Here is a 19,354-nt window from a genome sequence, read left to right as displayed (position 1 = left end):
TTGCAGCAGAGAGTGCAAACTTTTCAAAACACAACATTTTAGCTCAATCTGGTTCATATGCTATGAGTCAAGCTAACGCTGTTCAGCAAAATGTTCTAAAATTATTACAATAATATAAATTTTTTATATTATTGTTACCTCTTTTCAATTTAGTATCAATATAGCTAAATAAATCATAAAATATGTCGATGTAATTACTAACAAGTTTAATACTAAAAAAATATTCGTAAAAAGGATTTGTCATGGCTATTAGTTCACTAGGTGTAGGTTCAAGTATTTTAACACAAGATGTATTAGATCAGCTAAGAGAAGCTGATGAAGCTGCACAAATCACACCGATAGATTATGAGTTGGCAAACGAGAATGATAAACAAGATGCCATGGATGTAATTGATGCTAGTATGACAAATTTTGTAGATAGTATAAATCAAATAAAAACTGCTACTCTATGGGATGAAAGATCCGCAACAGTTTCATCTGGAACATCTGTTGAAGTTTCGGCTCTTTCAAAAACTGATGTACAAGATTTTACGATAAATGTTAATCAATTAGCAACAAAGCAGATAGAGCAGTCAGCTGCCTTTACCGGTGCTACTGAGGTTGTTGATGCAGCTGCAGGAAGTTTTGATTTGCAAGTTGGTGCCGGTGCGCCAATTACAATAAATTATGCGGCTGGTGCAACACTAGATGACATAAAAGACCTTATAAATGCTGAAGCCGGTGACTTGGTAGATGCTACAATAGTTCAACTCAATACCGGTGAATATCACTTGATGTTAAGTTCGGCTCAAACAGGAGCAGATACAAATATTTCTGTTACAGGGGCGACACTAGACGCTAGATTAACAACGGGTCTTACAGAAGTACAAGCCGGTCAAAATGCTATGTTCACATTTAATGGCGGTGCGACAGTTTATGAGCGTTCTAGTAATGAGGTGGATGACCTTATTACAGGTTTAAATATGACTTTTAAAGAGACGGGTTTTTCTGCAGTCAGCATAGCACAAGACCGTACAAGTATTTTAGAAAAGTTTGATAGTTTTGTTGAAAAATATAATTCTGCAATTAGTGAATTAGATAAAATGACAAAAATAAGTGTTGATGACGATAGAGGTATCTTTTCTTCTGATAGTACAATTAAAGGGATGAAAAGAGATATTGAGGACCTCTTATATAAGGTTGGCGGTGGTGTTGGATCTATGATTGATTATGGATTTGATATTGACAAAGAAGGGGTAATGACTTTAGATAAAACTGTACTTGAAAAAGCAATGGATGACAATCCTACTAATGTACAGTCGTTTTTCTCAGGTGGTGATTTTACAAAGGCTGATGGTAGTGTAGTTGCAGTTACGGGCGCTTTTACAGAGATGTCTACAATTATTGAGGGATATACAAAAACCAACAAAATGCTAGACCAGCTAAATGAATCAATAACCCAAAACATAAGTTCACTAGAAGATAGAAAGCTCTCGGCAATTGAAAGACTTGATGCTAAGTATGAAATTATGGCAAAACAATGGGCAGCTTATGATTTAATAATAAGCCAATTTAATTCTGCTTCTTCAATGTTCACAGAACTTGCCAATGCTAGTTCTAAGGATTCATAAATTAGCGAATTTAGTGCCTTAAAGCTAAATAAAAGGTGTAGCTGGCCGATATATTTATATGATAGAAATTAACAAAGATAGTCAAAAAGGGTCTGATATGTATGGTAATGTAGCTCACGATATTTACGCACAGAATAATTTGGGAATTGAGTCTCCTGCTAAACTGATAGAGATGCTGTATGAGGGTGTACTTCGTTTTAATGCTCAAGCAAAAAAAGCTATCAAAGATGCTAACATTGAAAAAAGAGTCTATTGGATAAATCGTTCTATCGCAATTATTACGGAATTAATATCTGTTTTAGATAAAGAAAAGGGTGGAGATATCTCTGAGTATTTAGAAGGTCTTTACAGCTACGAAATTCAACTACTTTCTATTGCTGGTAATGAGAATGATTTGGCTAAAATAGATGAAGTTAGTAATGTATTTAAAACTCTTTTAGAAGCTTGGAGAGAGACTTCGGATGTGGCTTAAAAGCTTTAAAATTGCTCTTATAGAAAAAAACACAGATGCTCTTTCCAAGTTGATGAATGATGTTCCAAAACTTGACAGTCCAGACGATATACAAGAAGCAATCTATCTCTTAAAAGCTGCTACAGAATTGGTAAGTAAGCTTAAGGATGATACTTCACACTCTATGGAAAAAATTAAAAAAAATCTACAATTTTTACGCTCTACTGATATCCCAACTTCAAAAAAACTTGATATAACTTCATAACTTTTTTTTAGAAATTCCAAACTTTAAACTTCTTATGGTGTATTCGCTTACTACAGCGCCTTTTCTCATGCTAAGAATATGTTCAACAGCATCAGCAATGTCAGAACATAAAAGTTTTTCATCTTCTTTAGAGCTGACATCAAACCTCAGTTCATCATAAAAGTTACTTTGAGTCATATCGGGGTTTATATTCGTGACACTAAGTTCGCTTTTGCGTGTCTCTTCAAAAAGAGAGTCCCCAAAGGCTTTAAGTCCAGCTTTTGTTGCACTGTAAACACCAGCAAATTTACTAGCTTTGATAGCTTCAATTGAGTTTATATTTATAAGATAACCATCATTGTCTTTTAAGCTGCGAAGCAGAGTATTTGTAAGTAACATGGGTGCGGTTAGATTGAGATAAATCATATCAGTAATTACTTTTGTGCTTAGCTCTTCATGTGGTTCAAATCTGCCAAATCCCGCACAATTTACTAACATGTAAATACTCTCTTTTGAAAGATTTTTACATGTTAAAAGTGTCGAAGCCTCATCTGATAAATCAGCTTGAAGCGGAGTAAAGTTTTCATGATTAAAATCTTCTTTTTTAATCTCTCTGCTAACACCAATAACTTCATATCCTAATTTCAAAAGTCTTAAGCTAATCTCTTTTCCTATGCCGCTGCTAGCGCCGGTTACAATTACTTTGTTCAACTACTTACCTTTTTCATTATTTCTTCTATGGTGTTAAAAACAAGTGACTTTGTTTTTTCTTTTGTAACTTTTTGAGGTTCAAAATGGTCACTCACTATTTTATACATGTATCGATTTTTTATCTCTTTAGTTCCCTCATAAAAACCAAAGGATTCCATGTCTACAATATTGTATTTATCAGTTGATATTTCATTGTCTACACAATCAATGGTATGTTTTTTGGTTTGATTAAGAGTATAAGTTTTATCTTTGTAAACAATAGAACTTACTTCTAAAAGCTCGCCAGTTTTGTATTGTTTATTGGCTCCGCAGATACCAACATTTAAAAAAATGTCATCTTTACTTGGCTTTAAAGTGTTGATAATCATATTGGATGCTATCTTAGAATTATTATTTCCAAGTCCGCTAACAAGCACTTTCATATACTCATTTTCATGCAAATAAAAATCTTTATATTTTACTTTTAAAAGCTTATATTTATCTATAAATGCTTGAGCTTCAGGCTTTAATGCGCTTATTATATACAACATGCAATATTGTATCAAAATTACTGTTTTTATGATAAAATAATAGGTAAATTAAACAAACTACGAGAAGTGATTATGCCTATTTTAAAAGCAGACTATTCAAACCTTGACCATGAAGAGATGGCTGTGTCAATTGGCTTAAAAGCCAAGCATATTCCACTTTTAATCGGAAGTTTTTTACAAGAGTCTGTATCGATGTTAGATGCTCTGAAAGAGTCTATAAATGCTAAAAATTATGAGCAGATAAAATCAAATGCGCATGCAATAAAAGGCAGTGCCGGTAATTTAAGGTTTGATGAGATTTATGAGATGGCAAAAGATATAGAGTTTGCAGGAAATGACTCAAAAATAGATTTTGATTATGATGGCTATTTTGAAGCTATTAAAACTGCTATAGGAACAATCTCTAACTAACTCTTTGTTATTTTATCTTTTTTGGCTATAATTCCACCGCTTCTCTTTAGACCTGTGCAATGGTGCTTTAGGATAATGTGTCAGGGTAGGAATACAGCAGCACACCCTATTTTGCTATGTGCCGCAGGTATCTGGGGAGGGGCACCTCCCAAAATTACTACTTTTTTTTTAATTTCTTAGTTAAATTTCCATCATTTTATATTGTAGATATTAGTCTTTTCTATATTTTGATATTCCACATGGCTGATTTGGTTTTGGCGGATTGTTTTTTAGATAAGTCAAATCTTCAAATGTTTGAGTTAAAACTTTTTTTTGTTGCAGTATCGGCAGCATCAGATTGTCTTTTTCATTTAATGGGATATCCCAGTTAAGCAGTATTTTTTGCACTTCATCATCTAGCTCTTTTAGAGCATTTTCTATATGTTTAATTGAATTCATATTGTTAGTATAACAAAATTTCAGAATATTTGGGTATAATTGCGCTCTCAAAGTACATTTAGTGCTGATAAGAGAATTTTACAAAGGAGCAAATCGATGCCTAAAATGAAATCGGTAAAAGGCGCTGTAAAGCGTTTTAAGGTTAAGAAAAATGGTTCTGTTAAGCGTGGTACAGCATACAGAAGTCATATTTTAACTAAACAAGATGCAGACACTCGTCGTAAGCAAAACAGCCCAAAAGTTGTTGCTAAAGCGGATGAAGCAAATATAAAGGCTATGATTAACTAGTATTTAGTTAATTGTAAATCTCCAGCGACATGTCAATATGGTAGCTGGGCAAGACCACCAAATGAGTGGCACCTTCATCACAAAAAGTGAGTGGGTAAAGAAAAAAGGAAAGACATGCCAAGAGTAAAAACAGGTGTTGTTCGTAGAAGAAGACACAAGAAGATATTAAAGTTAGCGAAGGGTTTTTATAGCGGACGCCGTAAACACTTTCGTAAAGCTAAAGAACAAATTGAGCGTTCATTAGTATATGCACACCGTGATCGTAAGCAGAAAAAACGCGACTTCCGTAAACTATGGATTGTTCGTATTAATGCAGCAGCGAGATTAAACGGTATGAACTATTCAACTTTTATGAATGGTCTTCACAAATCTGGCATCGAGCTTGATCGTAAAATTCTTGCTGATATGGCGATGAATGACGCAGCAGCATTTACTGCAGTTGTAGAAGCATCAAAAGCAGCATTAGCTAAATAAGTAGCTTTAGATTAGATTTCGCATCTTTTGAGCGAAATCTAAATCTTATGTAAAGAAAGTACAGAATTTCCTATCGAGTTATAGTAAATCCCCATAGATGATTTTTTTGATATATAAACACCTCTTCCATTAAAAGAGTTGTTCTTTTTAAATATATTTCCCAATATTTTTGTGTCAAAGCCATCTCCTTCATCTTCAATCCGAGTTATTAAATACCTTTCAGAAAAATAATCTACAATATTTACACTAACCGTTATTTTTTTATCGCATACCTTTTGCATATCTATCAAGGTTTCAATATATTTATCTTCACTAAGTAGCCTATGTTTTGTATCTGAATCAAGACCAAGATTACCATGCTCAAAGGCGTTCATAAATAGTTCTGTAAAGACTACACCGGCATTATAGCTTTGTTTAACATCAGTCGTAATCTCGTCCCATATTTGAGCGTACCATTCATTGGCTTCATCAAGTGCATCTAAACTACTTTGAAACACTCTAGCTTTTTGTGTGTCATTATGTAGTTGCAACATGTTTATAAAGATAAATGTTATATCATCTTCTTGAGTTTCATTTTTTTCTTTAAATTTAGCAACCATATCTTCTTTTGTAAATGATTCCAGAAAATCATTTTCTATATATTGAGAGTATATTTGAGAATCAAATAGAGTTGTGTTTTCAACCATGCCATCACTATAAAACAGAAATTTTGTAATGTTTGAAGTATCATAGGTAGATATTTGAAAATCTTTGATGTATTTACTGATTGGTTGATTGTTAGATTTTATTTTTATAATTTCATTATTATTATTTTGTAAAATTATTGTTGGCATAGCAAATTTGGCATAGTGCATTTTAGATTTTTTACAGTCAATAACTATGTAATCAACCGCAAGAGCCTCTTCACTAAGTAGTATGGGCTTAATATACTCTAGAGATGACTCTATAACTCTATGAAGATCAAAGTTATTATCTTTGTCCATCATATTTATAGTATGGTTTATAAAAGATGTTATAAGCATAGAACTAAGTGAAGCAGATAAACCCTTACCCATACCATCTACAATCAGATAAAAAGTAAGATTATCGTTTATTTTTCTAACACTATATGCATCTCCGCTGAGCACATCCAGAGGTTTATAGAAAAAATCAATTAAAGCATGGCACTTTGTATCCATCATTTGATAATAAAAGTCATTTCTTACAATGTTTAACTCTTTATCAAATGCTAAATCTTCTTGATAAGTGTTATATTCATCTTTATCTTCAAGGGCTTTTATTTTTTGTTCTCTCTGCTCTTTTAGATAATTTTCAACTATTAAAATTTTAGATACATTTTCAATGGCTTTCATAACTTCATTAGATTTTATGGGTTTTGCTAAAAAGTTATTTACATTCAGCTGCAGTGCTTTTACTGTCACATCAATTTCTTGTATCGCCGTAACCAAAATAATAGGGATATCTTTATCAATCTTTCTTATTTTTTCTATCATATCAATACCGTTGAGTATCGGCATATCGTAATCACTAATGATTAGATTTATGTTTTTTTCAATGAATTTTTTGTATCCATCTTCACCGTTGTCGGCAAAAATAATCTCACCTACAATATCTTCAAATATTGAGTCATAAATTAGTTGTGTAGTTTTGTTGTCTTCAACACACAAAAGTGTTAAAGACTTGAGGTACTCTAAAACTGAGCTATCTACTTCGTAAGGCATTAAATTTTAAATTTTGATAGTTCTGTCTGTAATTTGTTAGAATCGCCAGATAGTTTAGTAGCCGCACTCTCAACAAAACTTCTATGCTTAGTGTTTTTTTGAGAAATTTCTATAATCTCATCCATATTGCCGATAAGTTCTTTAGTTTTAGTAGCAATATATGTACTTTGATGCATAATATTTTTTGATTTATCTGCAGTTACTGATAAGTTATCTTTGGTCTCTTGAGAAGATGAGATTAAATCTTGTGCCGAAGCTGCAATTGTCAACATATTTTTAGATGTTTTGTTTGTCTCCTCAGAAATTTCAACAACATTTTGTGTGATAAGGTTTATATTGGCACTGATTTCACTAAGGCTTTTTTGAGTTCTCTCTGCAAGCTTTCTCACTTCATCAGCAACAACAGCAAACCCACGACCATGTTCACCAGCTCGTGCAGCTTCTATGGCTGCATTTAATGCGAGCAGGTTTGTTTGATCTGCAATGTCTGAAATAATAGCCAAAACATCTTTGATATTTTTTGCTTGTTCTGTTAAGGATGAGACTTTTTGAACTAAGTCTTGTTGATGTTCGTTTCCACTCTCTATGGAAGTAACAACCGAATTAAGTTCACTTATGAAAGCATCTAAAACACTAAAAGTTTTTCCCAAGTCCTCAGTAACCGTAATAGAACCTTCCTCAACCGCATCAAGTTTAGTTCCAACTTCAGTTACTAAAGTGTTGACAACTGCTATTTTGGCATCTGCAAATTTTCCATTTTTAGCAAGCTCTTCAACAATATGAGTTAGTTTTTCACTCTCCTGTGATGTTGCCGCAGATACATCTTTTGCTTGAAGGACACTCTCTTTAAAGGCAACAATCATGATATGTATAGCCTGTGAGATTTGTGAAATCTCATCTTTGCCTTCAACTATTATGTCACATGTTAAATCTAGATTGCTAGATACACATTCAATCTTCTCTAGAGAACTTCTTACACTTCTGTTGACTCCACGACCAATAGTAAATATGATTATAAATATTGCGATTGCAAAAGAGATGTAGCTTACTAGTGTTATAAATGCTGTTGTGTTGGCTGCTGATTCCACTTTATCTAATAATATATTGTTTTGTTTAGCAAGTTCATCATCAACTTCTTTTAAAAGGTTTATCTTCTTGCTTATAGTTTTAAACCATTCGACGCTGTCTACACCAAAACCACCCTCTATAGCTTTTTCTCTAGCTATGTCTCTCATAGCGTTAACTTGAGCTATAGCAGGAGAGTTCATTTTTTGATTGTAAAGAGACTTAGATTCATCATCAGCTATTGCCAAAAACGAGTCAAGATAACTGTCTTGTTCAGCAACAAGTTTAATCCATTTTTCAAACATGCCTTTTGCAAATTTATCAGCTCCAAAAGTACTGCTTAGGACAGCTCTCTCTAATCCTGCGCGTTCTTTAGATTTTAAAAAACTAGTATATGCACCAAGAGCTTTTACTAACTCCGGTGTGTTGGCAATCTTGGCTGTAAGCGAGATAATATTTAAAATCTTTGTATTCATGCCGGTATAGTATGCTACTTCATCTTTTACGCTAATGCTTAGAGATGATACTTTAGAGCGAATTTGCTCTATTTTGCTCATGTCTGCAACAAGGTAAGCTATTTCATCTTGTAATTCTTTTGAAAAATCATTTAAATTAATAGTGTTTAAATATGATTTTAATTCATCATATTTTTTACTTGTCAATACTCTTTGTTTTGGTAAAATATCTGCAAACTCTTTACCTTTTGAGCCAAGAAAACCTGCACTAGCGCCACGCTCTTTTTGTGTTTCATGAATTAATATACTTAATTTTTGAGAAAGAATATTTAACTCTTTGGCCTGAGCAAGAACAGCATTTGTATTTAATGTTTTAACTGTAGTTATAGTGATTATGATAAGTGCAAAAGAAACCACTATTGCTATTATCAAGTTTAATTTATACTTGATACTCATAAGTTAAGCCTTTTTTGCTTTAAAAGTAGATGTTAGGTTTAAATCTTCTATCAGATGTAAAAGCTGTTCATCGCCAATGTTCATGTGAATATCTATGCCGTCTTTTAAAACAAGTTTATTTAAATATCCTATTACTGAGGATGTGATAGATAAGGAATCAGTTAGATTTAGAATAAGACTTTTGTGTTGGATAATAACACTATCAGCTGCTTGCTTAATCTCTTGAAAATCATTAACACTCTTGATGTTTCCATTTATTGTTATCGTATTTGATGATACTAAAATTTCCATGAAGTTTCCTTTTTGTGTATTATATCAAGACAATTGTATCTAAAATTAATTGAAATTAATAAATTTTAGCAATTTCCTCCATCCATTGTCTCATTTTTTTCTCGTAGCCTATACTTTTAAGCTCTACAAATTTCAAGGGTTTTGACAAGTAGTCCTGTTTTACATAACCGCCAAAATCATGTGGATAAAGATAATTTTCATTTTTTTGTGTGATGTTTTTTGGAACATCAAACATTACTCCGTCATTAACTGCTTTAAGAGCTTTATTTATTGCTAGATATGAAGAGTTTGACTTAGGAGAAGCACAAAGGTAGATTACAGCTTGCGCTAAGATGATTCTAGCTTCAGGGTAACCGATTTTTGATACTGAAGTTAAACAAGAGGTGGTTAGTGTGAGTGCTTGAGGGTTGGCATTTCCTATGTCTTCACTTGCAAGAATTACCAATCGTCTTGCAATAAAGTCAGCACTCTCTCCACCATCTATAAGACGAGCTAGATAGTAGATGCTCGCATCCATGTCTGAACCGCGAATTGATTTAATCATAGCACTGCTCAAATCATAATGCACACCTGCTTCACTGCTGCCGGCACTTAGAGCATTTGGTCTTAGAGATTTTAAATTTTTTAAACTTATGTGTTTATCTAAATTTGATGCAAATTCTAAAAGTTTAAGCATCGCTCTAGCGTCACCACCGCTACTTGCAATGAGATACTCTTTAGCATCTTCTTGACATGTAAGTTTAGAGCTTTGCAGCGCTTTATATAGGAGTTGATTTAATGCCTCGTTAGATATATGGTGAAGTTCAAAAAGCATAGAGCGAGAACGAATAGCTGATGTAAGTGAGAAAAAAGGGTTTTCGGTTGAAGCACCTATAACTAAAACAGAGTTGTTTTCCATGACCGGAAGAAGTACTTCTTGTTGATTTTTTGCTAGTCTGTGTACTTCATCTATAAAAATCAATGGTTTTTGCAGAGCGTTTTTATATTGCTCGAAAATCTTTCTAAGCTGTTCGATTTTTAGGCTTGTTGCATTAAACTCGTAAAAAGGCATATCCATTTTCTTTGCGATTATTCTTGCTATTGAAGTTTTGCCACATCCTGCAGGACCAAAGAAAAAACTATGCCCTAAAGCATTTTTTTCACACAAAATTCTTAATGGTGCATTAGAGCTGCTGAGATGCTCTTGACCGACTAAATCATCAAAGTTATCCGGTCTTAGAAGATGAGTGAAATCAGACAAGTTTATTTTTCTCCGCGTTCTCTTTTGAGTTTTTCTTCTGCTTTCATAAATGTAGTAAGAGCAGAGTACTCGCTTCTAGTTAAAAATCTTGTTTTTCCGGTCGGGAGGTTGTTTAGCTCTACTTCTGCAAAACTAATGCGTTTAAGGTCGGCTACATCAGTACCAAAGTGAGCAAAAAATCTTCTAATTTCACGGTTTTGTCCCTCAGATATCGCTATCTTTAAAATAGAGTAGTTATGCTCATTTTTTTGAATTTTATAGCCTATAAAAGGTGCAAAAGTCATTGATGTGATTTTTGAGTGTGAGTGTCCGCCGGCTGTTGCATCATCAATAGTCATCCCATTTAGCATAGCGGCTTCCATCTCAGCAGTTACTTCACCTTTGATTTTTACCTTGTAAATTCTCTCTAAGTTTGAGTTCATAAGTGCAGTTGCTATCTTTGAAGCATCAGTTAGAAGTAACACTCCCTCAGTTGCGTAGTCAAGTCGTCCAACAGGAATGAAATGTTTGTACTGTTTATCTAAGCCGTCATAGATAGTTCTTCTGCCCTTAGGGTCTGTTTTTGTTACAAGCTCACCTTTTGGTTTGTTATAAACAATAACTGTGTATTTGTCTCTTGGAGTTATTTGTTTTCCACTAACATATACTATAACATTTTTCTCATCAACTTGTGTTGCAGGATTGTCTTGAATCTCTCCGTCAACTCTTACATAGCCGTCTTGAATGGCTTTGTCGGCTTCTCTTCTTGAGTAGCTTGAGTGGTGAGCAATATATTTGTTTAATCTCATCATTTATGAAATACCTTTTTCTATCAAAGTATGGATGTGAAGCACACCTTTAACTTTCTTCTCTTTATCGGTCACAACTAAAAGTTGTATCTTCATATCTTCAATAATCACAAGTGCTTCACTTGCAAGTATGTTTTCATCATCAATAGTTCGTGGATTATGCGTGGCATATTTATCTACGCTATCTTCTAATGAAAAATCTTCTGAGAGTAGCGCGCGTCGAATGTCTCCATCACTTACAAGTGCTAAAAGGTGGTCTTGCTCATCCGTAACTAAAACCGTCCCAAGTCTTCCCTCGCTTATCTTTACAATTGCATCTTTGACTTTTGTATCAGCACTGACAATCGGCAGGTTATCTGTTCTCATTAAGTCACTAACTTTTACAAAAAGTTTTTTGCCTAATGCACCACCAGGATGAAATGAGGCAAAATCACTCTTTTGAAAATTTCTAGCTTTCATAAGGCAAACCGCGAGAGCATCGCCTAAAGCTAAAGTTAAAGTTGTAGAGCTTGTCGGCGCGATATTTAGCGGACATGCCTCTTTTTCAACAACAACATCTATAACTAAATCACAGTATTTTCCAAGTGTTGAATTTTTATCTCTTGTCATACCGATAAGAGGAGTGTTAAATCTTTTGACATGTGGAAGTATCGAGCTAAGCTCTTCACTCTCACCGGAGTAGCTAATTGCAATAACTACATCTCTGTCACAAATCATCCCTAAATCACCGTGGAGCGCCTCTGTTGGATGTAAAAAAAAGCTAGGAGTACCTGTAGAAGCAAATGTTGCAGCCATTTTTGCACCGATAAGCCCAGACTTACCTACGCCCGTTACAATTAGCTTACCTTTACATGCAAGTATAATCTCAACGGCTTTGTCAAAAACATCACCAATATTTTTTGCAGATTCTAAAAGAGTATTTGCTTCAATCTCTAAAGTTTCTTTTGCTATTTGTTTGTAATTCATAATGTTATTATATCGTTTTTAACTTCATAAGATATAATTCGTGTATGAAAAAAATCGTTATACTCTTTAGCGGAGAGGGTTTTAATGCCCAAAATATCATTAAATTATTGCATGAAAAAGAGTGTTTTGTTGCATGTGGAATTACAAACAAAAAAGATGCCGAGGGTATAAAAAAACTAAGTTCACTGAATGTCAAAACAGAGATTTTAGAACATGATTTATTTGATTCAAGAGAGAGTTTTGATGAGGAACTTGTAAAACTTATAAAATCTTATAAACCAGATTTAGTAGTCCTTAGCGGTTTTATGAGAATACTAAGTAGTGTATTTACTTCAAATATTAAGGCAATAAATCTTCATCCTTCGCTACTGCCAAAGTACAAAGGTGCAAGGGCTATTGAGAGAAGTTTTGAGGGTGAAAGTGATAAGTGCGGGGTCAGTGTTCATTGGGTAAGCGGTGAGCTTGACGGTGGTGACATAATTTTGCAAAAAGAGTTTATCCGTAGTGAAAATGACACCTTAGAGAGTTTTTCTAAAAAGATAAAAGATATTGAGTATGAGTTAATGCCAAAGGCTATTATGAAAGTTCTTAGCCAAAGTTAGAAAAGAGTAGTGCTCATACCCAAAAGGGTACAAGTGAGTAAAATTGTTTAGTTTATATCTGGTTGAGGTGTTGTAGAGCTTGAAGCTGGAAGCATTGGCAATGTAATATTACCTTTTCTACCCTCTAAAGCCTTTAAGAACTCTTCTATTGATGCCGCCTCTTTGTCACTAATATTTTGACCAAGTTGGATACGACCCATCTCTTTAATAGCATCTTGCAAGCTCCAGATTTGACCATTGTGAAAATATGGCGCAGTTTGAGTAATGTTTCTTAGAGTAGGTACTTTTACCATTCCGTTTTTGTCACCTTTGAAATCACCCACATCCATATATTTGTATGTACCTGTTATGTTAAATGCATTCATTGCGCCACCTAGTGCGATGCCGTTATGACAAGTTGCACAACCTTTGTCCATAAAAGTTTTAAGACCCTCTTTTTGAGACGGAGTCATTGCCTTGTCATTACCGTTTAAATAATCATCAAAAACTGACGGAGTTACAAGTGTTCTCTCAAAAGTTGCAATTGTGTCAGCAACTTTTTCAAATGTTATTTTCACATCCTTACCGTATGCAGATTTGAACTCTTTTACATACTCAGGCATAGAGGTAACGGTTGCTACTACATGCTCCGGTGTTGCAGACATCTCCGGAGCAGCCTGTATCGGACCTTGTGCTTGTGCTTCTAGGTGAGGATCACGACCATCCCAAAATTGAGAGTTAAAAAATACAGCATTGTAAACTGTAGGTGAATTTAAATGGTGTGGATTTGCAGTCCATTTGTGACCAATCGCAGCACTAAGCCCATCATCTCCACCTTCACCTAGGTTGTGACAACTGTTACAGCTTATAAAGCCGCTCTTTGATAGTCTTGGGTCAAAATAGAGTTTTTTACCAAGTTCTATTTTCTTGGGAGTGATAGGGTTTTTAGGATTATCAATCAACTTTAATAATTCGATTGTTGAACTAGGGATAGCTTTTAAGCCTGCCTTTTTTACATCGTCTGCTAAGTTAGAAGCTACAAGAGAAGTAGCTGCAAATGCCAAAGTAAGAAGAGTTTTAGTATACATGTATTTCCTTTTAATTATTAATTGTAAAATTGTACATTCATTTGGCTTTATGAGATATAATATTTTAAGACTACTTACACTATTGATAAAGGTTTAATCAATAGTGTTTTTATCCAGTAAAGATATTTCAAATAGATGAGATATAATTACTAAACAATATTTTTTTGGAGAAAAAGAGATGAGAGATAAACTTGGAAAATATCTAGGCACCATTGATACACATAAGTTGAAAGAGAGAACGCTTTACTACAATACTCTTATTCTGGCAGAAGAGGGTGCGGGTAAAACTAATCTGGCATGTAAAATAAGAAACTTTGTAATTGACAACGGTGTACCGACTTTATATATGGATTTTGCAAACTCACATGAGGATGAAATAGAGCTAAGATATAAAGATGAACATTTTAATTATATTAGATTTGAAGAGAGTGAAGAGTTTGATGCAGCATTTGGTAAGTTGATTAAAGAGAAAAAACATATATATTTGGCAGTAGATCCAAATTATTTTTCCAATAAAAGAGATGCAAAAAGTAAACTTACCCAAACTATATGGCAACAAGAACTGCTGGATAATTACTATCACTTTTTTCATGATATTGAAAATTTAAATGGATTTTATTCAAAATTTGAAGATTTTCTGCTTTACATGTTGGGGTTTGCAAATCAACAAAAGTATGGATTTACCTTTTTGGCTCAACCGCATAGTACATTTGAAAATCAACAGGTAAAACTGCTTTTTTCATTTTTGTATCTTGGAAAGTGTTCCAATTTGAATTATTATAATACGGGAAGATTAAAATCATTGCAAAAAAATAGATTCTTTCATCAGTATAGAACTGCATATAAAACAGTAGTTTTTAGTGACATAAAAAGTAATTTTGTGGATATAGACGAATATATTTTTGAGGAATAAATATGCAGAATTTATACGATGAAGTAGGAAGTCTTGATGCAAGATGCTATAGGGATTTTTTTTTAAGCGAAGATATCCTTATGGAACATGCTGCTTCAGGTATTTCTGATTTTATTAGAGCTAAATTTGCTAAAAACTCAAAGGTAATCATAGCGTGTGGAAGCGGAAATAATGGTGCTGATGGTATTGCTCTTGCAAGACTTCTACATGTAGATTACGAGGTTAGTGTTTTTTATGCCAAAAAACCAAAATCAAAAATGGCGCTCCTTCAATATAAACGCGCAAAGAGTATCAATGTTAAAGAGTGCCAAAAACTTCAAGAGTGTGATGTGTTGGTAGATGCAGTCGTGGGAACAGGTTTTTGCGGAGAGTTTTATGATTATTTAAAAGATACGATGACAGAACTAAACAGCGTTAAAGCATATAAAATTGCTTGTGATATCCCATCGGGCGGAGTTTTTAAAGCTGATGCAACATTAACAATGGGCGCGTTAAAAAAGAGTATGTTTTTAGATGGTGTAAAAGATTTTTTAGGCGAAATAAAAGTTTTAGATTTGGGTGTCTCAAGAGAAGTTTATGAGATAGATAGTAATTGGAAACTGCTTGATTTATCTGATTTAAATTTACCTTTTAGAGCAAAAAAAGATTCTCATAAAGGGATTTACGGTCATTTAGCTCTAGCTTGTGGAGAAAAAAGCGGAGCGAGCATTATGAGCGCACTTACTGCTTTAAAATTTGGAAGCGGTTTGGTTACGCTTGTAGGATTTGAAGATATTAAGATACCACATACGATAATGTACTCACATACAATCCCCAAAAGCACAACTGCTTTAGCTGTTGGAATGGGACTTGGAGATGAGTTTAGCAGTATGGAGCTAGATAAATTTTTAGATAATAATTTTCCTTTGGTGGCTGATGCGGATATTTTCAATATGCCAATAATTTTAGATATCTTAAAAAGAAAAAATGTAGTTATAACACCGCACGCAAAAGAGTTTGTGTCACTTTTGAAAAAAACTAATACCGCAGATATAAGCGTCGAAGAACTACAAGCAAATCGTTTTAAATATGCAGAAGAGTTTTGTAACAATTATCCAGATGTTACTCTTATTTTAAAAGGCGCAAATGTCATTATCGCCAAAGGGAATGAGTTTTACATAAATCCACACGGTACATCTGCTTTAGCAAAAGGTGGTAGCGGAGATGTGCTTAGCGGCTTAGTTGGCGCACTTTTGGCTCAAGGATACGAGTGTTTGGATGCAGCGATAAATGCCTCTTTGACTCACACAAAATTGGCGTTAAATTATGGTGGTGCTGATTTTTCACTTACTCCTGATGATTTGATTGAAGGAATTGGGAAATTATAAGATTGCTTATGTTATAAAACATCAACAAAAAAATAGATAGGAAAAATACTATGGATAATATATTAAAAATTGGAAAATATGAATTAGGCTCTCGTCTAATTGTTGGAAGTGGAAAATATAAAGATTTTGAGACTACAAAAGAGGCAACACTCGCAAGCGGCAGTGAGCTAATCACTGTTGCTGTTCGTCGTTTAAATATTACAGATCCAGACAAAGAAAACCTTCGTGATACTTTTGCAGGAACAAATGTAAAATTCTTACCAAATTCCGCCGGATGTGTAACTGCTGAGGAAGCTATTACAACATTTCGTTTGATGCGCGAAGCTACTGGAATTGATCTAATTAAACTAGAAGTTATCGGTGATACGCAAAAAACTCTTTACCCTGATGTTTTGGAAACTATCAAAGCTTGTGAAATTTTGGCAAAAGAAGGTTTTACCATTATGTCTTACACTTCAGATGATCCGATTATGGCAAAAAGACTAGAAGACGCAGGTTCACATGCTATCATGCCATTAGCTGCACCTATTGGCTCTGGTCTTGGTATCCAAAATCCTTATAACATTGTTTTCATTCGTGAAGCGGTAAGTGTTCCTGTAATCGTCGATGCAGGAATCGGTTGCGCGAGTGATGCTGCATATGCTATGGAGCTTGGGGCTGAGGGTGTTTTAACTAACACTGCTATCGCTCAAGCACAAAACCCTATGATTATGGCTGAGGCTATGAAGCATGCAGTTCAAGCGGGTCGTATGAGTTACTTGGCGGGGAGAATCCCGAAAAAACCTTATGCAACAGCATCTTCTCCAATTGATGGAATGATACAATTTTAATACTCCGTAGCTTTTAAACTTCAATATTTTTTGAAAGATGAGTCATAAGCAACAGTTGACCCATTCCTTCAAAGAATTTATTTATTCCCATGTTTTTAGCTTGCGTAGCTTTTTGCAAGGCAGTTAAAAATACAAGCTGAGACTCATCAGAAGCTTTCATGAAAGTATCTATTATATACTCAAATGAGAGGGTGTGAATTTTACCGTTTACATCAAAATCTATCTCTGAAAAAATGTCAATGTTCTTTTCTTTTAATAGTTGTTTACACTTTTCTTCTATCTTGTTCATCTAATTGCCTCTGCATCAAGTTCACCGCTTTTTAGCTTTGACATGTACTCTTCAAGTTGCTTTTTGACATCACCGCTTAGAATAAAAAGGCCAAGTATATTTGGTAGAGCCATAGCAAGCATAAGCATAAAACTAAAATCAACCATAATACCGGTGCTTACGACAGTTGCAATCACAGAAAGAGACAAAAAGAGCAATTTGTAAACTATAGAAAACTTTATGCCAAAAAGGTAAACCCAAGCACGCTCTCCATAGTATGACCAAGAAATCATTGTTGAAAATGCAAAAAGAAATATACTGACTGATAAAACAGTAGGAAACCATGATATGACTGTTCCATATGCAGCGCTCGTTAAAGCAGCACCCTCTTTAGCAGCTATAAGTTCGGCATATGCTCCGTTTGGCTCAAAAACACCTGTTATAATGATAACTAAAGCTGTCAATGTACAGATTACAACTGTGTCAATAAAAGGCTCATAAAGAGCCACTAAACCTTGTCTCACAGGATACTTTGTAATTGCGGGAGCATGAGCAACCGGTGAAGACCCAATACCGGCTTCACTGGAAAATACCGCTCTTTGAAATCCACTGACAATAGCTCCAATCATACCGCCATAAACGGCACTGCTATTAAATGCTTCGTGAAATATCAAAGAAAATGCAACACCTATTTTGTCAAAATTACTTCCTAGTATCCAAAGAGAAGCTGAGATATAGATGATTGCCATTATGGGAACCAGCATCTCAGTAATCGTAGCAATTCTTCTAACACCGCCAATAATGACAACTCCTGTTAAACCTGCGAGCATAAATCCAAATACCAATGGGTTATTCACAAAATAAGGTACTTCGTGAGAAATGGCACTATAGGCTTGGGAAACTTGAAATATATTCCCTCCCCCAATTGCACCGCCAATCATTAAAAAGGCAAAAACGATTGCTAAAACTTTTCCAAAACTAGGATAGCCTTTTTTTGCTAAACCTTTTGAGAGGTACTCCATGGCACCGCCCATAATAGTTCCATCTTTTAGAAATTCTCTGTATTGTATAGAAAGCGTTACCTCTGTGAATTTTAGGCTCATTCCTAAAAATCCGGCAACAATCATCCAAAAAGTTGCTCCAGGACCACCGATGGAAACAGCAAGTGCAACACCTGCTATATTTCCTAGTCCAACAGTAGCACTAAGAGCAGTTGTTAAAGATCCAAATGATGATATAAGTCCTACATCATCAATGGTATTATATCTTCCTCTAATTATGTTAAAAGAATGCCTCATGGCTCTAAGATTGATAAATTTTGTTATTATTGTAAGATAAACACCGCCTGTTATCAGCCAAACGACTAAGAAAGGAAAACTAGCACCTTCAACCGTTCCAAAAAGTATGTCAAAAAATAGAACCGCCTCTAAAAAAGAGTTAATACTACTGAAAAATTCACCCAAAACTCACCCTTAAAAACAATATAAAAGAATTGTAACAAAGTAATCTTAATCTCTTTTTGTATCAATGCTTGTGAAGTTTTAGAATTGTCGCAAAAAACTATTGACATTTTTAAAGTTATTGACTATAATTTCGCCTCATTAATCAGGTGCAGACTTGGTTTTTGTGATTAGGTCGGGGTGTAGCTCAGTATGGTTAGAGTACCTGGTTTGGGACCAGGGGGCCGAAGGTTCGAGTCCTTTCACCCCGACCACCCTTTTTATATTTAAACAAAATGTATGGTGAGATTAGCTCAGTTGGTTAGAGCACTGGTTTGTGGTGCCGGGGGTCGCGGGTTCGAATCCCGTATCTCACCCCATGAAATTAAATATAAAAACTTAATAAAATTAATAATTATTGTTGCGTTCGTGGCTCAACTGGATAGAGTTTCGGACTTCGGATCCGACGGTTATAGGTTCGAATCCTATCGGGCGCACCATTTAAATGTATGCGTCCTTAGCTCAGCTGGATAGAGCAATGCCCTTCTAAGGCATCGGTCACACGTTCGAATCGTGTAGGGCGTACCACCTTTTTCTTTTCTTTTAAGATTAGAAAGTTATAATGTCGAGCACAAATCACATGCGGATGTGGTGAAATTGGTATACACGCCAGACTTAGGATCTGGTGCCGCAAGGCGTGGAGGTTCAAGTCCTCTCATCCGCACCACT

23 protein-coding genes, 5 tRNA genes and 1 other RNA gene are annotated in these 19,354 nt (G+C 34.6%); 17 read left to right on the top strand and 12 right to left on the bottom strand.

All coding sequences use genetic code 11. The annotated features are described in order from the left end of the window. From OQK60_RS09575 to OQK60_RS09560, 4 genes are all read left to right on the top strand, one after another. A partial coding sequence (locus OQK60_RS09575; RefSeq protein ID WP_297686446.1) for a flagellin occupies positions 1 to 113 on the top strand: 113 nt, incomplete at its 5' end. A gap of 129 nt (positions 114 to 242) precedes the next feature. Further along, positions 243 to 1,610, top strand: a complete 1,368-nt coding sequence (fliD, locus tag OQK60_RS09570; RefSeq protein WP_297686444.1) for a flagellar filament capping protein FliD — start codon at positions 243 to 245, stop codon at positions 1,608 to 1,610. A gap of 97 nt (positions 1,611 to 1,707) precedes the next feature. After that, a complete protein-coding gene (fliS, locus tag OQK60_RS09565) occupies positions 1,708 to 2,082 on the top strand; it encodes a flagellar export chaperone FliS (protein WP_297686443.1) in 375 nt (124 codons plus the stop codon). Next, positions 2,072 to 2,326, top strand: a complete 255-nt coding sequence (locus tag OQK60_RS09560; RefSeq protein ID WP_297686441.1) for a hypothetical protein — start codon at positions 2,072 to 2,074, stop codon at positions 2,324 to 2,326. Before fliS ends, OQK60_RS09560 begins: the two co-directional genes overlap by 11 nt. On the opposite strand, the gene OQK60_RS09555 is transcribed toward OQK60_RS09560, so the two are convergent. Both OQK60_RS09555 and OQK60_RS09550 read right to left on the bottom strand, forming a co-directional pair. Further along, entirely contained in the window at positions 2,321 to 3,016 is a 696-nt protein-coding gene (locus OQK60_RS09555) for an SDR family NAD(P)-dependent oxidoreductase (protein ID WP_297686439.1), read from the bottom strand. The two genes, OQK60_RS09560 and OQK60_RS09555, sit on opposite strands and share 6 nt — an antisense overlap. Then, positions 3,013 to 3,546 (bottom strand): hypothetical protein, encoded by a 534-nt coding sequence (locus tag OQK60_RS09550; RefSeq protein WP_297686437.1) that lies wholly within the window; start codon positions 3,544 to 3,546, stop codon positions 3,013 to 3,015. Before OQK60_RS09550 ends, OQK60_RS09555 begins: the two co-directional genes overlap by 4 nt. A gap of 72 nt (positions 3,547 to 3,618) precedes the next feature. Here OQK60_RS09550 and OQK60_RS09545 point away from each other — a divergent pair, with 72 nt between their 5' ends. Then, the gene (locus OQK60_RS09545; RefSeq protein WP_297686434.1) at positions 3,619 to 3,957 is read left to right on the top strand and encodes an Hpt domain-containing protein; all 339 of its coding nucleotides are present in this window, start codon (positions 3,619 to 3,621) and stop codon (positions 3,955 to 3,957) included. A gap of 43 nt (positions 3,958 to 4,000) precedes the next feature. Next, an RNA gene (gene ffs / locus OQK60_RS09540) (signal recognition particle sRNA small type) lies at positions 4,001 to 4,098 on the top strand. A 69-nt stretch (positions 4,099 to 4,167) separates the two neighbouring features. Here ffs and OQK60_RS09535 read toward each other — a convergent pair. Further along, the gene (locus OQK60_RS09535) at positions 4,168 to 4,395 is read right to left on the bottom strand and encodes a hypothetical protein (RefSeq protein WP_297686432.1); all 228 of its coding nucleotides are present in this window, start codon (positions 4,393 to 4,395) and stop codon (positions 4,168 to 4,170) included. 96 nt (positions 4,396 to 4,491) lie between these two features. On the opposite strand from OQK60_RS09535, the gene rpmI reads away from it, so the two are divergent. Both rpmI and rplT read left to right on the top strand, forming a co-directional pair. Further along, positions 4,492 to 4,683: a 50S ribosomal protein L35 gene (gene rpmI / locus OQK60_RS09530; protein WP_297686430.1), complete on the top strand. Its 192-nt coding sequence runs from the start codon at positions 4,492 to 4,494 to the stop codon at positions 4,681 to 4,683. Between the two features lie 114 nt (positions 4,684 to 4,797). Beyond that, positions 4,798 to 5,157, top strand: coding sequence for a 50S ribosomal protein L20 (rplT, locus tag OQK60_RS09525; RefSeq protein ID WP_297686428.1), 360 nt, complete (start codon positions 4,798 to 4,800; stop codon positions 5,155 to 5,157). A 38-nt stretch (positions 5,158 to 5,195) separates the two neighbouring features. Here the strand turns inward: rplT and OQK60_RS09520 are convergent, their stop codons facing one another. Genes OQK60_RS09520 through OQK60_RS09495 form a run of 6 tightly spaced genes read right to left on the bottom strand, consistent with a single transcriptional unit; the run spans position 5,196 to position 12,139 of the window. Next, the gene (locus OQK60_RS09520) at positions 5,196 to 6,878 is read right to left on the bottom strand and encodes a response regulator (protein ID WP_297686427.1); all 1,683 of its coding nucleotides are present in this window, start codon (positions 6,876 to 6,878) and stop codon (positions 5,196 to 5,198) included. Then, positions 6,878 to 8,854, bottom strand: coding sequence for a methyl-accepting chemotaxis protein (locus OQK60_RS09515; RefSeq protein ID WP_297686426.1), 1,977 nt, complete (start codon positions 8,852 to 8,854; stop codon positions 6,878 to 6,880). The genes OQK60_RS09520 and OQK60_RS09515 overlap by 1 nt, the downstream gene beginning before the upstream one ends. 3 nt (positions 8,855 to 8,857) lie before the next feature. After that, positions 8,858 to 9,145 (bottom strand): hypothetical protein, encoded by a 288-nt coding sequence (locus OQK60_RS09510; protein WP_297686424.1) that lies wholly within the window; start codon positions 9,143 to 9,145, stop codon positions 8,858 to 8,860. Between the two features lie 55 nt (positions 9,146 to 9,200). After that, the gene (locus tag OQK60_RS09505; protein WP_297686422.1) at positions 9,201 to 10,385 is read right to left on the bottom strand and encodes a replication-associated recombination protein A; all 1,185 of its coding nucleotides are present in this window, start codon (positions 10,383 to 10,385) and stop codon (positions 9,201 to 9,203) included. Positions 10,386 to 10,387: 2 nt separating this feature from the next. Beyond that, a complete protein-coding gene (locus OQK60_RS09500) occupies positions 10,388 to 11,176 on the bottom strand; it encodes a pseudouridine synthase (protein ID WP_297686420.1) in 789 nt (262 codons plus the stop codon). Beyond that, a complete protein-coding gene (locus OQK60_RS09495) occupies positions 11,177 to 12,139 on the bottom strand; it encodes a KpsF/GutQ family sugar-phosphate isomerase (RefSeq protein ID WP_297686418.1) in 963 nt (320 codons plus the stop codon). Between the two features lie 44 nt (positions 12,140 to 12,183). Between OQK60_RS09495 and purN the strand changes: the two genes are divergently transcribed. Further along, positions 12,184 to 12,741: a phosphoribosylglycinamide formyltransferase gene (purN, locus tag OQK60_RS09490; RefSeq protein ID WP_297686416.1), complete on the top strand. Its 558-nt coding sequence runs from the start codon at positions 12,184 to 12,186 to the stop codon at positions 12,739 to 12,741. A 47-nt stretch (positions 12,742 to 12,788) separates the two neighbouring features. Here the strand turns inward: purN and OQK60_RS09485 are convergent, their stop codons facing one another. Next, positions 12,789 to 13,808: a cytochrome-c peroxidase gene (locus OQK60_RS09485; protein ID WP_297686415.1), complete on the bottom strand. Its 1,020-nt coding sequence runs from the start codon at positions 13,806 to 13,808 to the stop codon at positions 12,789 to 12,791. A gap of 178 nt (positions 13,809 to 13,986) precedes the next feature. Here OQK60_RS09485 and OQK60_RS09480 point away from each other — a divergent pair, with 178 nt between their 5' ends. From OQK60_RS09480 to OQK60_RS09470, 3 genes are read left to right on the top strand one after another with little or no spacing between them, the layout of a single operon-like run. After that, positions 13,987 to 14,721: an ATP-binding protein gene (locus tag OQK60_RS09480; protein WP_297686413.1), complete on the top strand. Its 735-nt coding sequence runs from the start codon at positions 13,987 to 13,989 to the stop codon at positions 14,719 to 14,721. A 2-nt stretch (positions 14,722 to 14,723) separates the two neighbouring features. Beyond that, positions 14,724 to 16,088 carry an NAD(P)H-hydrate dehydratase gene (locus OQK60_RS09475; protein WP_297686411.1) on the top strand — a complete coding sequence of 455 codons (1,365 nt, stop codon included), beginning with the start codon at positions 14,724 to 14,726 and terminating at the stop codon, positions 16,086 to 16,088. Positions 16,089 to 16,138: 50 nt separating this feature from the next. Continuing rightward, the gene (locus OQK60_RS09470) at positions 16,139 to 16,918 is read left to right on the top strand and encodes a thiazole synthase (RefSeq protein WP_297686409.1); all 780 of its coding nucleotides are present in this window, start codon (positions 16,139 to 16,141) and stop codon (positions 16,916 to 16,918) included. 13 nt (positions 16,919 to 16,931) lie between these two features. Here the strand turns inward: OQK60_RS09470 and OQK60_RS09465 are convergent, their stop codons facing one another. Then, a complete protein-coding gene (locus OQK60_RS09465) occupies positions 16,932 to 17,207 on the bottom strand; it encodes a hypothetical protein (RefSeq protein ID WP_297686408.1) in 276 nt (91 codons plus the stop codon). Continuing rightward, positions 17,204 to 18,649 (bottom strand): alanine/glycine:cation symporter family protein, encoded by a 1,446-nt coding sequence (locus OQK60_RS09460; RefSeq protein WP_297686406.1) that lies wholly within the window; start codon positions 18,647 to 18,649, stop codon positions 17,204 to 17,206. Before OQK60_RS09460 ends, OQK60_RS09465 begins: the two co-directional genes overlap by 4 nt. Positions 18,650 to 18,822: 173 nt before the next feature. Between OQK60_RS09460 and OQK60_RS09455 the strand changes: the two genes are divergently transcribed. The 5 genes from OQK60_RS09455 (at position 18,823) to OQK60_RS09435 (ending at position 19,352) form a co-directional block, all read left to right on the top strand. Next, positions 18,823 to 18,900 (top strand) — tRNA-Pro (locus tag OQK60_RS09455). Between the two features lie 28 nt (positions 18,901 to 18,928). Beyond that, positions 18,929 to 19,005, top strand: a tRNA-His gene (locus OQK60_RS09450). 43 nt (positions 19,006 to 19,048) lie between these two features. Then, positions 19,049 to 19,125: transfer RNA gene (locus tag OQK60_RS09445), tRNA-Arg, on the top strand. Positions 19,126 to 19,136: 11 nt separating this feature from the next. Beyond that, positions 19,137 to 19,213 (top strand) — tRNA-Arg (locus OQK60_RS09440). 54 nt (positions 19,214 to 19,267) lie between these two features. Further along, positions 19,268 to 19,352 (top strand) — tRNA-Leu (locus OQK60_RS09435). Positions 19,353 to 19,354: the final 2 nt, after the last annotated feature.

This window comes from Sulfurimonas sp. (genome assembly GCF_026196735.1).
GTDB lineage: Bacteria > Campylobacterota > Campylobacteria > Campylobacterales > Sulfurimonadaceae > Sulfurimonas.
Note: the sequence above shows the minus strand (reverse complement) of the source record. Positions and strands in the feature narration are given on the sequence as shown.

What these genes read in the sequence shown, in the direction of transcription:
- OQK60_RS09470 (WP_297686409.1), top strand. Translation starts at nt 16,139, where the DNA reads ATGGATAATATATTAAAAATTGGAAAATATGAATTAGGCTCTCGTCTA.
- OQK60_RS09535 (WP_297686432.1), bottom strand. Translation starts at nt 4,395, where the DNA reads ATGAATTCAATTAAACATATAGAAAATGCTCTAAAAGAGCTAGATGAT.
- rplT (WP_297686428.1), top strand. Translation starts at nt 4,798, where the DNA reads ATGCCAAGAGTAAAAACAGGTGTTGTTCGTAGAAGAAGACACAAGAAG.
- OQK60_RS09520 (WP_297686427.1), bottom strand. Translation starts at nt 6,878, where the DNA reads ATGCCTTACGAAGTAGATAGCTCAGTTTTAGAGTACCTCAAGTCTTTA.
- purN (WP_297686416.1), top strand. Translation starts at nt 12,184, where the DNA reads ATGAAAAAAATCGTTATACTCTTTAGCGGAGAGGGTTTTAATGCCCAA.
- OQK60_RS09485 (WP_297686415.1), bottom strand. Translation starts at nt 13,808, where the DNA reads ATGTATACTAAAACTCTTCTTACTTTGGCATTTGCAGCTACTTCTCTT.
- OQK60_RS09550 (WP_297686437.1), bottom strand. Translation starts at nt 3,546, where the DNA reads ATGTTGTATATAATAAGCGCATTAAAGCCTGAAGCTCAAGCATTTATA.
- fliS (WP_297686443.1), top strand. Translation starts at nt 1,708, where the DNA reads ATGTATGGTAATGTAGCTCACGATATTTACGCACAGAATAATTTGGGA.
- OQK60_RS09560 (WP_297686441.1), top strand. Translation starts at nt 2,072, where the DNA reads ATGTGGCTTAAAAGCTTTAAAATTGCTCTTATAGAAAAAAACACAGAT.
- OQK60_RS09510 (WP_297686424.1), bottom strand. Translation starts at nt 9,145, where the DNA reads ATGGAAATTTTAGTATCATCAAATACGATAACAATAAATGGAAACATC.
- rpmI (WP_297686430.1), top strand. Translation starts at nt 4,492, where the DNA reads ATGCCTAAAATGAAATCGGTAAAAGGCGCTGTAAAGCGTTTTAAGGTT.
- OQK60_RS09480 (WP_297686413.1), top strand. Translation starts at nt 13,987, where the DNA reads ATGAGAGATAAACTTGGAAAATATCTAGGCACCATTGATACACATAAG.
- OQK60_RS09500 (WP_297686420.1), bottom strand. Translation starts at nt 11,176, where the DNA reads ATGATGAGATTAAACAAATATATTGCTCACCACTCAAGCTACTCAAGA.
- OQK60_RS09495 (WP_297686418.1), bottom strand. Translation starts at nt 12,139, where the DNA reads ATGAATTACAAACAAATAGCAAAAGAAACTTTAGAGATTGAAGCAAAT.
- fliD (WP_297686444.1), top strand. Translation starts at nt 243, where the DNA reads ATGGCTATTAGTTCACTAGGTGTAGGTTCAAGTATTTTAACACAAGAT.
- OQK60_RS09465 (WP_297686408.1), bottom strand. Translation starts at nt 17,207, where the DNA reads ATGAACAAGATAGAAGAAAAGTGTAAACAACTATTAAAAGAAAAGAAC.
- OQK60_RS09515 (WP_297686426.1), bottom strand. Translation starts at nt 8,854, where the DNA reads ATGAGTATCAAGTATAAATTAAACTTGATAATAGCAATAGTGGTTTCT.
- OQK60_RS09545 (WP_297686434.1), top strand. Translation starts at nt 3,619, where the DNA reads ATGCCTATTTTAAAAGCAGACTATTCAAACCTTGACCATGAAGAGATG.
- OQK60_RS09475 (WP_297686411.1), top strand. Translation starts at nt 14,724, where the DNA reads ATGCAGAATTTATACGATGAAGTAGGAAGTCTTGATGCAAGATGCTAT.